At 74.3% G+C, this 14,709-nt stretch carries 14 protein-coding genes and 2 pseudogenes; 9 read left to right on the top strand and 7 right to left on the bottom strand.

Features of this window, described 5'->3' with window-relative positions:
- Positions 1–493 precede the first annotated feature (493 nt).
- Positions 494–1,246 carry a helix-turn-helix transcriptional regulator gene (locus ACF053_RS01435; RefSeq protein ID WP_391951887.1) on the bottom strand — a complete coding sequence of 251 codons (753 nt, stop codon included), beginning with the start codon at positions 1,244–1,246 and terminating at the stop codon, positions 494–496.
- A 54-nt stretch (positions 1,247–1,300) separates the two neighbouring features.
- Here ACF053_RS01435 and ACF053_RS01430 point away from each other — a divergent pair, with 54 nt between their 5' ends.
- Entirely contained in the window at positions 1,301–2,596 is a 1,296-nt protein-coding gene (locus tag ACF053_RS01430) for an MFS transporter (protein ID WP_391951886.1), read from the top strand.
- Positions 2,597–2,654: 58 nt separating this feature from the next.
- On the opposite strand, the gene ACF053_RS01425 is transcribed toward ACF053_RS01430, so the two are convergent.
- Both ACF053_RS01425 and ACF053_RS01420 read right to left on the bottom strand, forming a co-directional pair.
- Positions 2,655–3,386 carry a hypothetical protein gene (locus ACF053_RS01425; RefSeq protein WP_391951885.1) on the bottom strand — a complete coding sequence of 244 codons (732 nt, stop codon included), beginning with the start codon at positions 3,384–3,386 and terminating at the stop codon, positions 2,655–2,657.
- A 37-nt stretch (positions 3,387–3,423) separates the two neighbouring features.
- Positions 3,424–4,506, bottom strand: a complete 1,083-nt coding sequence (locus ACF053_RS01420) for an NADH:flavin oxidoreductase/NADH oxidase (RefSeq protein WP_391951884.1) — start codon at positions 4,504–4,506, stop codon at positions 3,424–3,426.
- A gap of 94 nt (positions 4,507–4,600) precedes the next feature.
- Here ACF053_RS01420 and ACF053_RS01415 point away from each other — a divergent pair, with 94 nt between their 5' ends.
- The 3 genes from ACF053_RS01415 (at position 4,601) to ACF053_RS01405 (ending at position 6,972) form a co-directional block, all read left to right on the top strand.
- Entirely contained in the window at positions 4,601–4,990 is a 390-nt protein-coding gene (locus tag ACF053_RS01415; RefSeq protein ID WP_391951883.1) for an ArsR/SmtB family transcription factor, read from the top strand.
- A gap of 127 nt (positions 4,991–5,117) precedes the next feature.
- A complete protein-coding gene (locus tag ACF053_RS01410; RefSeq protein ID WP_391952618.1) occupies positions 5,118–5,777 on the top strand; it encodes a lysophospholipid acyltransferase family protein in 660 nt (219 codons plus the stop codon).
- A gap of 208 nt (positions 5,778–5,985) precedes the next feature.
- Positions 5,986–6,972, top strand: a complete 987-nt coding sequence (locus ACF053_RS01405; protein ID WP_391951882.1) for an aldo/keto reductase — start codon at positions 5,986–5,988, stop codon at positions 6,970–6,972.
- A gap of 248 nt (positions 6,973–7,220) precedes the next feature.
- Here the strand turns inward: ACF053_RS01405 and ACF053_RS01400 are convergent, their stop codons facing one another.
- Positions 7,221–8,705, bottom strand: a complete 1,485-nt coding sequence (locus ACF053_RS01400) for a sensor histidine kinase (protein ID WP_391951881.1) — start codon at positions 8,703–8,705, stop codon at positions 7,221–7,223.
- Positions 8,702–9,367, bottom strand: coding sequence for a response regulator transcription factor (locus ACF053_RS01395; RefSeq protein WP_391951880.1), 666 nt, complete (start codon positions 9,365–9,367; stop codon positions 8,702–8,704). The genes ACF053_RS01400 and ACF053_RS01395 overlap by 4 nt, the downstream gene beginning before the upstream one ends.
- A 132-nt stretch (positions 9,368–9,499) precedes the next feature.
- Between ACF053_RS01395 and ACF053_RS01390 the strand changes: the two genes are divergently transcribed.
- From ACF053_RS01390 to ACF053_RS01370, 5 genes and pseudogenes are all read left to right on the top strand, one after another.
- Positions 9,500–10,225, top strand: coding sequence for a PepSY domain-containing protein (locus ACF053_RS01390; RefSeq protein WP_391951879.1), 726 nt, complete (start codon positions 9,500–9,502; stop codon positions 10,223–10,225).
- Between the two features lie 323 nt (positions 10,226–10,548).
- Positions 10,549–11,007, top strand: a complete 459-nt coding sequence (locus ACF053_RS01385) for an Imm63 family immunity protein (RefSeq protein WP_391951878.1) — start codon at positions 10,549–10,551, stop codon at positions 11,005–11,007.
- 48 nt (positions 11,008–11,055) lie between these two features.
- Complete coding sequence (locus ACF053_RS01380; protein ID WP_391951877.1) at positions 11,056–11,379, top strand: hypothetical protein; 324 nt, start codon at positions 11,056–11,058, stop codon at positions 11,377–11,379.
- A gap of 290 nt (positions 11,380–11,669) precedes the next feature.
- A complete protein-coding gene (locus ACF053_RS01375) occupies positions 11,670–12,212 on the top strand; it encodes an AbfB domain-containing protein (RefSeq protein WP_391951876.1) in 543 nt (180 codons plus the stop codon).
- A pseudogene (locus ACF053_RS01370) lies at positions 12,173–12,736 on the top strand (serine hydrolase); the annotation flags it as partial. The gene ACF053_RS01375 and the pseudogene ACF053_RS01370, both read left to right, overlap by 40 nt.
- 147 nt (positions 12,737–12,883) lie before the next feature.
- Here ACF053_RS01370 and ACF053_RS01365 read toward each other — a convergent pair.
- Both ACF053_RS01365 and ACF053_RS01360 read right to left on the bottom strand, forming a co-directional pair.
- A pseudogene (locus tag ACF053_RS01365) lies at positions 12,884–13,664 on the bottom strand (methyltransferase domain-containing protein).
- 127 nt (positions 13,665–13,791) lie between these two features.
- Positions 13,792–14,565: an alpha/beta fold hydrolase gene (locus tag ACF053_RS01360; RefSeq protein WP_391951875.1), complete on the bottom strand. Its 774-nt coding sequence runs from the start codon at positions 14,563–14,565 to the stop codon at positions 13,792–13,794.
- Positions 14,566–14,709: the final 144 nt, after the last annotated feature.

The raw sequence follows: 14,709 nt of genomic DNA, 5'->3' as shown, positions 1-14,709 counted from the left end.
GACTGCACTGCATACCTATGCAGCAGTCGGCGCACGCGAAGGCCGGGTAAACCTGTCGCGTGCATGCCATGTGCGGCTGTGGTGAATGTGGCAGACGGGTCGCCGCCGCCGCAAGGGTCCGGACCGGACCAACTGGCGGCTGCGGGTCGGGTGATGAGGATCGTCGCGTCGAAAGGGCAGGTGGCTGCGGGATTTCCCGGGGCGGGTCGAGATTTCCGGAGATCTGCTCCGGGGCGGCGCGGTGCGATCTTCCCTGCGGAGAGTCGGGGGCGGGCCGTTGTCGGTGACGGTCCGCACGCTTCCGTGCACCCCTCGTGTCAACGGGGGAGGCTATCCGGGTAGATATGCGTTTTCCTGCATAGTTCCGGGAAAGGAATGGTCTCGACCAGAATGCAGTCGAAAGGGTGTTCCGGTACAGAAGTCCGCCCTGTCGCAGGCGCTCCGGTGCCCGGACGGGCAGCCGCGCGGGCACCCAGGGCGACGCCCGCGGGCGTCAGCGGGGTCGGCGCTCCCGGTACTCGCCGGGTGTGTGGCCGAAGGCGCGGCGGAAGACGTCGATGAACGCGCTGGCGGACGACCAGCCGCACCGGTGCGCCACCGCGGTCACCGGGACGCCCTGGGCCAGCAGCACCAGCGCGCGGTGCAGCCGCAGTTGGGTGCGCCACTGCGGGAAGGTCATGCCCAGGTCCGTACGGAACAGCCGGGACAGGGTGCGGTCGCTCGCGCCGACCGCCCGGCCCAGCGCGACCAGCGTGCGCTGGTCGGCGGGATCGTCCCGCAGCAGCCCGCACACCGCCCGCAGGACGGCCGAGGTGGGCGTCGGCAGGTGCAGGGGCTGCTGCGGCGAGATCCGCAACCGGTCCAGCAGGACGGCGCGCAGCCTGGCCCGTTCGGGGGTGTCGTCGAGCGGCGGCCGGGTGTACGCCAGGAGGAGCTCGCGCAGCAGCGGGTCGACGGCGAGGACGGTCGGTTCGTACAGGGCGAGCGGGTTGTCGGTCACCGGCAGGCCGACGAGGTGCAACTCCACCGACCCGTGCGCCTGATGGGCGTGCACGGTGCCCCCCGGCACCCAGATGGCGCGCGTCGCGGGGGCCACCCACGTGCCCCGGTCCGTCGTCACCGACAGCACCCCGCGCCCCGCGTGGACGATCTGGTGGTCGTCGTGCCGGTGGGCGTCGATCACCGCTCCGGTGGCCATGCTCTGCACGCGGGTCGGCGCGACCGGCTGGTGGCGGATCTGCGTCATCGCCTGGCAGGTTATCGGAAGTGCGACAGGGGTCGGGCGGCGGACGATGGGGCCGTGCGGAGGAACAAGCCGATCATCATGTTGTCCGTCGGGCACGCCTGCGTGGACGTCTACCAGGGCGCCGTGGCCTCGCTCGTCCCCTACTTCGTCACCGAGCACGCCTACGGCTACGCCGCCGCGTCCGGCGTCGTGCTCGCCGCGTCCGTGCTGTCGTCGGTGGCCCAACCGCTGTTCGGGCTGCTCACCGACCGGTGGGCGATGCCCTGGCTGCTGCCCGTCGCCACGCTCCTGGCCGGGGCCGGCGTCGCCCTGGCCGGCGTGGGCGGCTCGTACGCGCACACGCTGCTGTTCGTCGCGGTGTCCGGGCTGGGCGTGGCGGCGTACCACCCCGAGTCCGCCCGCGTCGCGCGTCTCGCCGCGGGCGACAGCCACCGGGCGATGGCCTGGTTCTCCCTCGGGGGCAACGTCGGGTTCGCGCTCGCGCCCCTCCTGGTGGCGGCCGTCGTGGCCGTCGGCGGGCTGCGCATGTCGCCGCTGCTCGCGGTGCCGGCCCTGGTGGGCGGCGTCCTGTGCCTGCCCGCCATCCGCGCGGTACGGAAGGCCGACCGCGCCCGGCCCGGCGCGGCGGTCCCGGCCGGGCCCGACCGGCCGGGACCCTTCCTGCGGCTGTCCCTGGCGGTGGTCTGCCGGTCCGTCGTCTTCGTCGGCCTGAGCACCTTCGTCCCGCTCCTCGCGCGGCAGCGCACCGGCGGCGACGCGGCGGTCGGTACGGCGGCGCTGTTCGTCCTGTTCCTGGGCGGCGCGGTGGGCTCGGTCCTCGGCGGCGCACTGGCGGAGCGCTGGGACCGGGTGACGGTCTGCCGCTGGTCGTACCTGGCCACCGCCGTCGCCGTCGCCGGGATCGTGACCGTGCCTGGCCCCGCGCTCCTGCTGTGCGTGGCGCTGGCCTCCGTCGGCCTCTACGTTCCGTTCTCCCTCCAGGTGACGCTCGGTCAGGACTACCTGCCGTCCCGGGTCGGCACCGCCGCCGGCATCACCCTGGGGCTCACCGTCAGCGTCGGGGGACTGACCGCCCCGCTCGTCGGGGCGCTCGCCGACGCGACCTCCCTCGCCACGGCACTGAGCCCGTTGGTCCTGCTGCCCCTCGCGGCGGCGCTGCTCTTCGCAACGCTCCCGGAACCGGCCCCGCCCCGCCGCGGGGCGACGGCCCCGGGGGTCGGGGACCCCGTCGAGCCGCACACCCCAGCGGACTCCCCGGCCCCGGAGGCGCCGGAGGCCCCGAAGGTCGTGGTGGCCCCGGAGACCGCGGAGGCCCTCCAGGCGCCGGGGGACCGGCCGGCCCGCGAGTGAGTCGACCCACCGGGGCAGCGCCTCCCCGCACCGGCCGCAGCGGGGGTGCATCGGCGGCTCAGCCGACGGGGTCGCCGGGGTCCACCCGGTGCGCCTCCAGGCCGGGGGCCGCCAGCACCTCGGCGACCAGCGCCTCCGACCCGCCGACGTACGTGCTCACCAGGTCCACGTCGCCGCCCAGGCACCAGGCGCGGTCCTGCGGCCACCACAGGTCCGGCAGTTCGGCGAACGCCTCCAGGTCCGTCGGTGACACCGCGTCGGCGAGCGTGCCGCCGAGGAGCACTTCGTCCCGGCAGGGCCTCTCGAAGAACGGCAGGTGGTCGAAGTCCCAGCGGCCGTAGCCGTTCCACAGGCCGTACCAGCAGTGGTCGGGGGTGCCGGTGTGGCGGGCGAGGACCGGGATGAGGGCGCGGGCCACGTCGGGCGGGGTGGGGCCCTCCACCGGGTGCTCGTCCCATACGCCGGGCAGGCCGTACTCGGACGCGTTCTGGTACAGGGCGTCCATGCCGACCAGCTCGTGCCAGCGCGAGGTCGGCGTCACCCGCCGCCCGTGGGCCGCCGCCACCGTCGACCAGCGCACGGGCCGCTCCTCCAGGGACGCGGGGTGCAGGACGCGGACGTACGCGGCGAAGCCGGGGGCGGCGACGCCCGCCACGGTCCCGAAGGCCCCCGCCCCGGACGGGTCGTGGCGGGTGAGCCAGCGCGCGGGGCCGAGGTCGGCGGTCCGTACGCGCAGGCGTCCGTAGGACTCGGGGGCGGGGTCCCGGTGTACCGGTGCGTAGTCATCCACGCGCCCAGTCTGCCGGGCCCGCCGCCCGCCCGGGGGTTCAGACCGACCGGTGGTACGGGTCGGGGACGTGGACGTCGCCGCCGAGTTCGCGGGCGGCGTGCCGGGCCCACGACGGGTTGCGCAGCAGTTCGCGGCCGAGGAGGACCGCGTCGGCCTCGCCGTTGGCGACGATCTTCTCCGCCTGCCCGGGCTCCGTGATCAGGCCGACCGCGGCGACCGGCAGGCCCGTCTCGGCCTTCACCCGCGCCGCGAAGGGCACCTGGTAGCCCGGCCCGACCGGGATGCGCACGCGCGGCGCGTTGCCACCCGTCGACACGTCGAGCAGGTCCACGCCGTGCTCCTTCAGCAACGCGGCGAACCGCACCGTGTCGTCGGCGGTCCAGCCCGCCCGGTCCTCCAGCCAGTCGGTGGCCGAGATGCGGAAGAAGAGCGGCAGTTCCTCGGGCCACACCTCGCGCACGGCGTCGACGACCTCCAGGGCGAACCGGGCGCGGTTCTCGAAGGAGCCGCCGTACGCGTCCGTGCGGTGGTTGCTGTGGGGGGAGAGGAACTCGCCGATCAGGTAGCCGTGCGCACCGTGGATCTCGACGACCTCGAAGCCGGCGTCGAGGGCCCGCCGGGCGGCTGCCGCGAACTGCTCCACCACCGCGCCGATCTGGTCCTCCGTCAGTTCGTCCGGCACCGGGTGGCCCTCGTCGAACGCCAGCGGGCTCGGGGCGACCGGCTGCCAGCCGTGCGCGTCGGGGCCGAGCGGGGCGCCGCCCTTCCAGGGGCGGTCGGTGGACGCCTTGCGTCCCGCGTGCGCGATCTGCACCCCCGGCACCGTGCCCTGCCCCTTGAGGAAGCCGGTGATGCGGCGCAGCGCGTCGACCTGCGCGTCGTTCCAGATGCCGAGGTCGTGCGGGCTGATGCGGCCCTCGGGGGAGACCGCGGTCGCCTCCAGCAGGATCAGACCGGTGCCGCCGGCGGCGCGGGCCGCGTAGTGGGCGAAGTGCCAGTCGTTCGCGACGCCCGCGTGCGGGCCGGAGGCCTCGGCGCTGTACTGGCACATCGGCGCCATCCAGACGCGATTGGGGATGGTCAGCGACCGCAGGGTGCGGGGCTCGAACAGTGCGCTCACGGCGGACTCCACTCGGGAAGGACGGGACCGATGGACGGCTCGTACGATAACCTTCGTAGTACGCCATCTGTCAAACTACGAGGACCTTCGTACAATGAGGGGACCCGACGAGTCTGGAGCCCCCGTGACACCCGTGACCGCCGCGACCGGCCCGCGCGAGCTCGCGCACCCCCCGCGCGACGACATCCGCCTCGAAGGCGTCCTCCACGCGCTCTCCGACCCGATGCGGCTGCGCGTGGTGCGCGAACTGGCGGCGGCCGACGCCGAGGTGCCCTGCTCGCACGTGGAGCTGCCCGTCTCCAAGTCGACCACCACGCACCACTTCCGCGTCCTGCGCGAGAGCGGTGTCATCCGCCAGACCTACCGGGGCACGGCCAAGATGAACGGCCTGCGCCGCGACGACCTGGACACCCTCTTCCCCGGCCTCCTCGACGCCGTCCTCGCCGCCGCCCGAGAGCAGACCGCCCGCCTCACCGCTCCCTAGGGAGTCATTCCCGCCCGTCCGTCTGGGTACGGTGACGTGCCCCACCCGAGTACGAGCGCTCAGGTCCCGTGCCGCCCGGCCTCCCATGATGGCGATCACCAGCCCACGCCACCGGGAGACCCGCATGCTGCTCAGCCGCCTCGCCGACGCCCTCGTGCCCGCCTTCGGGCGCCTCTCGGTCACCGCGGACGACGGCGCGGACCTGGCGCCCGGCAGCATCGTCGCCGCGAACCACACGTCGCTCGCCGACCCCGCCGTCGTCCTCGCCGCCCTGCGCCACCTCGGCGTACAGCCCGTGGTGATGGCGACCGCCGGCCTGTGGCGCGTGCCCGTGCTCGGCCGCGTCCTCGCCCGCGAGGGCCACATCCCCGTCCACCGCGGCGACCGGCGCGCCGCCCGGGCCCTCGACCTGGCCGAGGCGGCGCTCGACCGGGGGCGCGTCGTCCTCCTCTACGCCGAGGGCGGACTCCCGCGCCGCGGGGACGCCGCCGAGGCCCCGCCCGGCACCTTCCGCAGCGGCCTCTCCCGGCTCGCCCGGCGCACCGGCGCGCCCGTCGTCCCCGTCGGTCAGGCCGGGGCGCGGCGGCTCGTCTCGGGAAGCGCCGCCAAGCAGCTCGCGGGCCTCGTCACCGCGCCCCTGCGCCGGCCCTGCCTCCACGTCCACGTCGGCCGACCGCTCGCGCTGACCGGCGACGCCGCGACCGGTACGTCCCAGGCGCTGGGCGCCGTGACCGCCGCCTGGCGGACGGCGGCCGCCCACCTCGACGAGCCCGCCGCACGCCGCTGAGGCCCCGACGGCCCCCGGGGCGTCCCGGCGATCAGGGCGGGCTCGCCCGCCCGGCACGCTCCCTCGCGGGGTCGCCGTGTCGATCCGGTCCGACCGGCAGGACACTCCCCGAGCGGTGTGCCGCCCGGCCGGGCGTGCGGTTGACCTGGAGCGCACTCCAGCACCTAGCGTCACCGGCGAACGGAATTCCGATCACGGGAGGCACCGCATGACCGACGTACCCACCCGCCACCTGGGAGCCCTGGCGGTCTCCGCCCAGGGCCTGGGCTGCATGGGCATGAGCCACGGCTACGGCGCCGCGGACGACGCGCAGTCGATCGCCACGCTCCACCGCGCCCTCGACCTCGGCGTGACCCTCCTCGACACCGCCGACTTCTACGGCGGCGGGCACAACGAGGAGCTGGTCGGACGGGCCGTCGCCGGACGCCGCGACGAGGTGGTGCTGGCGACGAAGTTCGGCTTCGCCAACCGCCTGGGCGAGCCCACCCGCATCCGCGGCGACGCCGCCTACGTACGGCAGGCCTGCGAGGCGTCGCTGCGCCGGCTCGGCGTCGACCACATCGACCTCTACTACCTGCACCGCGTCGACCCGCAGGTGCCGATCGAGGAGACGGTCGGCGCCATGGCGGAGCTGGTACGGGCCGGGAAGGTCCGCCACCTGGGGCTGTCCGAGGCCGGCGCGGCCACCCTCCGCCGGGCCCACGCCGTGCACCCCATCGCCGCGCTGCAGAGCGAGTGGTCGCTGTGGACCCGTGACCCGGAGGCGGAGGTCGCCCCGGTCTGCCGGGAGCTCGGCATCGGGCTCGTCCCCTTCTCGCCGCTCGGCCGCGGGTTCCTGACCGGGCGCTACCGCTCGGTCGACACGCTGGCGGCAGGGGACATCCGACGCGGTCAGCCGCGGTTCGCCGACGGCAACATCGAGCGGAACCTCGCGATCGTCGCGCGGCTGGAGGAGCTGGCCGCGGCCAAGGGGATCACCGCCGGTCAGCTCGCCCTGGCCTGGGTGCAGCACCGCGGCGACGACGTGGTGCCCATCCCCGGCACCCGGCGGCAGCGCTACCTGGAGGAGAACCTCGCGGCCCTGACCGTCGAGCTGTCCGCCGAGGACCTCGCGGCGGTCGAGGCCGCGGTCCCGACCGAGCGGGTCGCGGGCACCCGCTACGACGCGACCAGCCTCACCTTCGTCGACGGCTGAGACCCCGCGTCGGCCCGCCGCCGGCACCGACGCCGGCCGAGGCTGTCCGGCTCCGCCGGGCCTGCGCCGGGTCCCGCCGGACCGTCACCGGGGCGATCGTCCCGGGCGCCACCGGAACGGGGGCCGGGGTCGCCACGGCGGCCGTCGGACCGTGCCGTGCCGGGCTCCGCCGGGCCTGCGCCGGGTCCCGCCGGACCACGCCGGGCTCCGCCGGGCCGGGCACGAGCTGCCCCGGATCGGCCCGCCCGTCAGACCGGTCCCGTACCGATCGGGGCCGGCCCCGTACCGGGCGCCCCGGGCAGGGACAGGAGGAACCGCGCACCGCCGCCCTCCGCCGCGCCGACCGTGAGGGTGCCGCCGTGGCGCCCGGCCACGTCCCGCGCGATGGCCAGCCCGAGCCCGGCGCCGCCCTCGTCCCGCGTGCGGGCGTCGTCCAGCCGGACGAACCGTTGGAAGATCCGCTCGCGGTCCGCCTCCGGCACGCCCGCCCCGTCGTCGCACACCGCCACCTCCACCCGGCCGGCGGCGGCCCGCACGGACACGGACACGGAGGCGGTCGCGTGCCGCTGGGCGTTGTCCAACAAGTTGGCGACGACCCTGCGCAACTGGCCCGGCGACCCGGTCACCTCGCACCCCTCCCCGTCCACCGCCACGGTGACGGGGAGGCGGTCGCCGTGGCGCCGCGCGACCTCCTCCCGGAGCAGCTCCGCCACGTCCACCCGCCGCGCCGCCGGCCGCTCACCCGCGTCGAGCCTCGCCAGGAGCAGCAGGTCGGCGGCGAGGTGCTGGAGACGCCGGGTGTCCTGCACCGCCCCGTCCAGGTCGAGCAGTTCCGGGTGGGCCGCGCCGACCTCCAACTGCGTGCGCAGGGACGCGATGGGGCTGCGCAACTCGTGCGAGGCGTCCGCGACGAACCGGCGCTGGCGCTCCACGGAGGCCTCCAGCGCCGCGAGCGTCTCGTTCGTCGTCCGGGCCAGCCGGGCCACCTCGTCCCGCGACGCGGGCTCGGGCACCCGGTGCGACAGGTCCTCGGACGCCGTGATGGCGGCCATCTCGCTCCTGATCGCCTCGACGGGCCGCAGGGCGCGGCGGGTCACCAGCCACGTCACCGAACCGACCACGGCGAGCAGCACCGGCAGGCCGATCAGCATCGCGGTCCGCACCGTGCCCACCGCGTCGCGCTCCGCCGCGAGCGGCGCGCCCGCGTACACGGTGTAGGTGCGCTGGGTGTCCCCGGACGTCACCTCCACCGCGGCGAACCGGTACTCCGCCGCCCGCCCCTCGACGGTGGCGCTGCCGGAGGTGAAGCGGGGCGGATCGGCGCTGACCTCGCCGCGTGCCGGCGCGTCGTCGTCGTTCCCGTCGGCGCCGCCGTCGGCGTCGTCCCCGTCCTCCCGGCCGCCGGGTGAGGACGCCGACGACGGCGGGGGCGCGACCGTGCGGCTCGACGTCCCCGCCACCGCCTCCAGCCCCTCGCTCACCGCCGCCACCCGGCCGCCCTCCTCGACGACCTGCACCGGCCGTTCGTCGCCGTCCGGGAGGTCCAGCCGGTCGAGCGGCCGGTCCAGCGCGATCTGGGAGGCCACCTCTCGCGCGGCGATCTCCGCCTGGAGGCCGGCCTGGCCGATCAGGTTCGAGCGGAGCACCTGGAGCAGGACGACGCCCGCCGCCACCAGTGCGACGGCCACGACGAGGGTGGCGCCGAGCGCGGCCCGCGCGCGTACCGACCTCACGGCGCCGCCACCAGCCGGTACCCGGCACCGCGAGCCGTCTGGATGCGGTGCGCGCCGAGCTTGCGGCGCAGGGCGGAGACGTACACCTCGACGATGTTCGGGTCGCCCTCGTACGCGAAGTCCCACACGTGCGCCATGATCTCCGGCTTGCCGACGACCTCCCCCGGGCGCACGGCCAGCTGTTCGAGCACGGCGAACTCCTTGGCCGTCAGCGCCACCTCGTCGTCGCCGCGGAAGACCCGGCGGGCGGCCGTGTCGACGCGCAGGTCCCCGACGCTGAGCACCGGCGGGGCGGCGCCCCGGCCCCGGCGGCGCAGCAGGGCCTTGACCCGGGCCACGAGCACCACGTACGAGAAGGGCTTCGTCAGGTAGTCGTCCGCACCGGTGTCCAGGCCCTCCGCCTCGTCGTACTCGCCGTCCTTGGCGGTCAGCATCAGGAGGGGGACGTCGTTGCCGGCGGCGCGCAGGGCCGCGCAGACGCGGTAGCCGTTCAGGCCGGGGAGCATGATGTCGAGGATCACGAGGTCGTAGGCCTCCTCGGAAGCGCGGTGGAGCCCCTGCAGCCCGTCGTGGACGACGTCCACGGCGTAGCCCTCGGCCCTCAGCCCCGCGGCGAGTGACGCCGCGAGCCGCTTCTCGTCCTCCACGATCAACAACCTCATGGGTTCAGGGTCGCAGAGCGGAGCTGAAGAACCCTTCAGGTGGCTTCAGGCTGCCTTCAGCGTGCGCCGGTCAGGGTGGACCACGTCATCGGCGAACGGCACGAACCGTGCCGGCACGGAGGAGGAACACCCATGAAGCGCAATCTCGTCATCGCCACGCTGACGGCGGCCGCCCTGGTCGGCGGCGGTGCGTACACGGCGGTGGCCGCGGCCGCCGGCGACGCGACGCCGTCCCTGCGGACGGCGGCGGCCGTGGTGGACGACCACGTCGGTGACGGAGCCGACGACGACGCCGACGACGCCGACGACAGGGCGGAGGACCGGGCCGACCGCGACGACGACGCCGCCGACGGCAAGGCGGACGACGAGGCCGGCCGCGACGGCGACCGGGCGGCCCCGGCGGGTCCCGTCACCGCCGCCCAGGCCATCGCCGCCGCGCTGAAGTCCACGCCCGGCGTGGTCGCCTCGGTCGAGCCCGCCGACGACGGGACCCACTGGGACGTCGAGGTACTGGGCAAGGACGACCGCGAGCACGATCTGCGGGTGGACGCCGCGAAGGCCACCGTGACGCCCGACGACGACCGCTCCGACGACGACCGCTCCGACGACGACCGGTCCGACGACCGGGGTGACCGGGACGACGACCGTACCGAGCGCGCCGCCCTGCGCTCGGCGAAGGTGAACGCCGCCCAGGCGACGGCGGAGGCGCTCAGGGCCCACGCCGGTGCCACGGTGACCGGTGTCGACTTCGACGACGACGGCACCTGGGACGTCGAACTCCGCACCGCCGACGGCGCCGGGAAGGAGACGCGGGTCGACGCCAAGGCGGCCCCGGCGGGCCGGGGCAAGGCGGCCTGACCGACGGACTGCGCGCCCCGCCGACGCGGACGACGACGCGTCCGGCTCGGACGCCTGACGACGGAGGCCCGTGCCCGCCGACCGACGGCCCACGACCGACGACCCACGGCGGGCAAGGGTCACGTGTCCGGCCGGACCGCACCCCCCTGCGGCCCGACCGGGCGCCTCGCCGTACCGCGCACCCCGCGCCGCCGTACCGCCACAGCCGGGCGCGGCCGAGGTTGCGGCCCGGCCGCGGTCCGGGGAAGGCTGGGCCGCGACCCGCCCGTCGGTACGGACACGGCCTGCGCGCACGCGGCGGGGGAGCGGCGAGGTGGACGGACATGACCGACGACGAGCGGGCCGCGACCTGCGGGTACCTGGAAGGCGAGATGGCCCGGCTGGGCCGGCTCGCCGGCATCGCGCCCGGCGGTCTGCCGGGCTTCACGCCCTGCGACGGGGCCTGCCCGTTCATCGAGGTCGGCGCCGACGGAGAGCTGCGCTACCTCGCCTACGAGCGCGGCCGGAAGGTCCTGGAACGCGTCACCCACGACCCCGAGGACGTCCTCTACTGGGCCTTCCAGGACGTCACCTTCGAGGCCGCCGGCGTGTGGGCCCGCAGCCGGCCGCAGGACGGGGAGCCCTTCCGCGTGACGCTCTGGCGGCGCCAGTTCGCCCTGCTGCACACCCTGCGTCCCGCCTGGGCGCGCCGCCGGAGGGCCGACCTGATCGCCTCGTTCCGCGACCCCGACGACGTCCGCCTCGTACCCGAACTGCCCCCGCCCGCCCCTCCGGTGCCTTAGAACTCGTAACACGATCACGGGTGAGCCTTCTTGAGGCGTCTCCGGCAGATGAGGCTGCAGGGCAACGAGACGAAGGCGTCGTGGAGTTCGGTTCGGGGCAAGGCGTTTGATGGCAACTTTGCATTCTCCCCTTCTGCCGGTCTCATCACTGTGCGTCAAGGCGACCATCTGGACCTGGAAGACGAAGATTTCTTCGTGCCGTTCGGTAGAGGTGACGTCGAACTCACGTTGAAGGTGGTGAATCAGCCGGGGCAACCGATTTCCCTGGGTTCAATCTTCCTCAGACGGGACGAAGTCAACCGCGGAGTGCTCTCCAAGAGGTTTGAGGGTGGTGGGTCTCTGTATGGGTTGAAATACAAGATCCTGCCTTGAGTGCGAGATGCCTGGTCAGTTTCCCAGGCACCACGCGCTGGGGACCGTGCCGGGCATGCGGTGGTCTATCTGGTGCTCGCCCTTGGTGCACCCGGCGAACGGCGAGCCTGTGCGGACTCGGCGAGCTTGAAGACCATCGCGAGGGCTGCGGCCGCGCTGCCGGCGCCCCGGGTGACCTGCGTGCGCAGCCGGACCGTCCGCCCATTGAATTGGCAACCTTCATGCAGCGGTGGCGGTCACTCCTTCGGCGGCGCACGATGGAACAGACGTTCTCACCTACGATCGGCGCGGTGGATGCCGATTCGCATGCCCACCCCGCCGTGACGAGGCATGACGCCTCAAGGGACATCACGGAACAGGGACAGCACATGCCTAATCTCTCGCTCTTCTCGAATAACCTCCCAGATTACTTCATCATCGATCACACCGGCGAAGCTGATATCGCCAAGATCGAAACTGATGAAGACCGTCGTAACGCCACGTTCGAGTGGACTGGCAGATTGCGTATCGGCGAAACGGGACAGCTGCGGCGAGCCATTGGTCCGCTGGGATTCTGCTTGCGCATCGCCACGTTCAGCAATTTCCGCATGCACAGCAAGTACTTTGAGGGGATAAGAGACCCCGAAGTTGCGGAAGAGGTTCGCGGGGACTCGACCTTTGTTCTTGAAGCAGCTGAGATCGACCCGAACCAGTTGTCATTCCGATCTGTGAAGTTCCCTGATCGCTTCATCCGACACAGGGACTATCAACTCTATGCCGAACCGGTAAGATTCCCTCCTGAGCTCCAGTCCGCATGCTTCAGGATTGCGGCGCCACTCTCAGAGGGCTTTTAGGCGTCGTTTCATTCGGTTACTCCAACTTCGGCGCCGGCCTCCTCGGCCACCTCCTGTCCCGCGCCACCGGCCACACCTACTCCACGCTGCTGCGTGACCACGTCCTCCACCCCCTCCACCTCTCCGACACCACCGACGACCCCGACAGCGCCCAGGCCACCGGACACTGGGACGGCCGCCCCCGCCCCCCATGGCTCGTCCCCGCCCTGCCCGCCGCCGGCGCCCTGCGCTCCAGCGCCCACGACCTCCTGCACCACCTGCACTCCCTGGCCTCACCCGGTACCGGCGCGCCAGAGCACCACCCCCTGCGCAGCGCACTGCACACCGTGCTCCACCCCGGACCGCCACGCCCCGACACACCCCTGGCCTGGAGCAGACGCAGCGTGCGGGACCGCGTCCTGTACTTCCACAGCGGCGCCACCAGGGGCTTCACCGCCTTCACCGGCTTCTGCCCCCGGCCCCTCACCACCGTCGTCGCCCTCACCAACACCAACCCCACCCTGACCAGCCGGTTCGTCCAGAACGCCTACCTCCTGCTCCGCGACGGGCCCTCGACCAGTACTCCAGCAGTACTCCGGCAGCGGTTCCGTCCTGAGCCGGTCCTTCGACGGCCACGGCAGCGCCCAGCGGTGGCCGGATCCTCCGCGCCGACCGCAGCGATGGGAACGGCCTCAGCCGCCGGAAAGCCTGCGGGCCTCGATGAGGGTCCTGGAGGAGTGGGCGACGAACGGTCCGTCCGCCCGGATCCGTTCGTGGAGCTCACGCAGCCGGTCGTGGTACTGCCCGACCGTGAAGCCGGGGACCGTCCAGATGACCTTCCGCAGGAAGTACACGGCCGCGCCGATGTCGAGGAACTCCATGCGCAGGCGCTCGCAGCGCACGTCGACCACGTCCAGTCCCGCGGCGCGCGCCCCGGCCGACTCGTCGTCGGGGTGGCGCTTGCGGCGCGCCTCGGGCTGCGGCCCGAGGAAGAACTCGACCAGCTTCCACACGCTGCCGGGCCCGACGTGCCGCGCGAAGTACGTGCCCCCGGGCCGTGGGACGCGGGCAATCCACGACCACCACACGGTGGCCGGGTGCCGGCTGGTGACGAGATCGAACGCCCCGTCCGCGAAGGGCAGTGGCGGCTCGTCGGGATCGGCGACGACGACCACGCCCCGCCGGTGCAGCAGCCGGGTGGCTCCGGCGACGTTCGGGGGCCACGACTCGGTGGCGACCGTCACCGCGGGACACGCCCCCGCCCCGACGGGCCGCGCGCCGGCCAGCACCTCCCCGCCGCCGGTCTGCACGTCCAGGGCGGCGGACGCACCGGCGAGCCGCCGGGCCGGCTGCCGCTGGTACCCCCCACGAGGGGCGTTCCTCCGTCGCGCGCCCCTGGAGCCAGGAGAAGTCCCATCCCTCGACGGGGGCCGACTCCGCTTCCTCGACGAGCTCGTCGAATGTCCGTGTCACCGCTCCATCATGACCTCGGCCACCGCCCGTTCGACGCCCGGCGCACCCGCCCACCCGGGTGGACGCGTCAGACCCGCACACCCGCTGGACGCGTCCCCCCCCGCACGCCCCGGTGGACGCGTACGCCTCAGTGGTGGACCGGCTCCGCCGCGCGGAGGAAGTCGGTCAGCAGCGTGCCGATCTCCGCCGGGCGCTCCAGGCCCGGCAGGTGGCCGGCCCAGGGGAGCTCCACGTGGCGGGCGCCGGGGACGCGCTCGGCCACGCTCCGCGCGATCTGCCGGAAGTCCGCCAGGTCGTGGGCGCCGGAGACGGCCAGGCACGGCGCGTCGACCAGCGACAGGTCCACCTCACGCCGGTCCGGGGAGAACTCCTCCGCCGCGGCCGACTGCACCTCGAACGCGTGGCGCTGCATGGCCCGCACCCGCCCCCGGACGTCCTCGTCCGCCTCCGGGCCGAGCCAGGTCGCCACGTTGAGCTCCACGGCCCCGGCGAGGTCCCCGGCCTCGAACAGGGCCTCCTCGCGCTCGTCGAAGGCGAGCAGTTCCGCTCCCGGTTCGTGACCGGGCAGGGCGGAGCAGAGCAGCACCAGCGCCGAGACCGCGTCGCGGCGGTGCGCGGCGACCTCCAGGGCGACCTTCCCGCCGTACGACGCCCCGACCAGCGCGGCCCGTTCGACCCCCAAGTGGTCCAGCAGCGCTTCGACGTCCGCCGCGTCGCCGTAGGGGCCGTCGGCGACGGGGGAGTCACCGAAGCCGCGGAAGTCGCACCGGACCACCCGGTAGCCGGCGTCGGTCAGCACCGGCACCTGCGGGTCCCACATGCGCCGGTCGCACACCGAGGAGTGCAGCAGGAGGACGACGGGGCCGGGGCCTTGACCTGAGACATCATGAGAAAGGGGCATCCGGGGGACTGTAGCCGAGGTCCCGCCGGCGCCCCACCCCTTTCCGGCGGGGCCGGGGGGGGGGGGGGGGGGGGCGCCCCCCCCCCCCCCCCCCCCCCCCCCCGCCCGGGGCCCCCCCCCCCCCCCCGCCCCCCCCCCCCCGGG

The organism is Streptomyces kanasensis, from assembly GCF_043077165.1.
GTDB lineage: Bacteria > Actinomycetota > Actinomycetes > Streptomycetales > Streptomycetaceae > Streptomyces > Streptomyces changanensis.
Note: the sequence above shows the minus strand (reverse complement) of the source record. Positions and strands in the feature narration are given on the sequence as shown.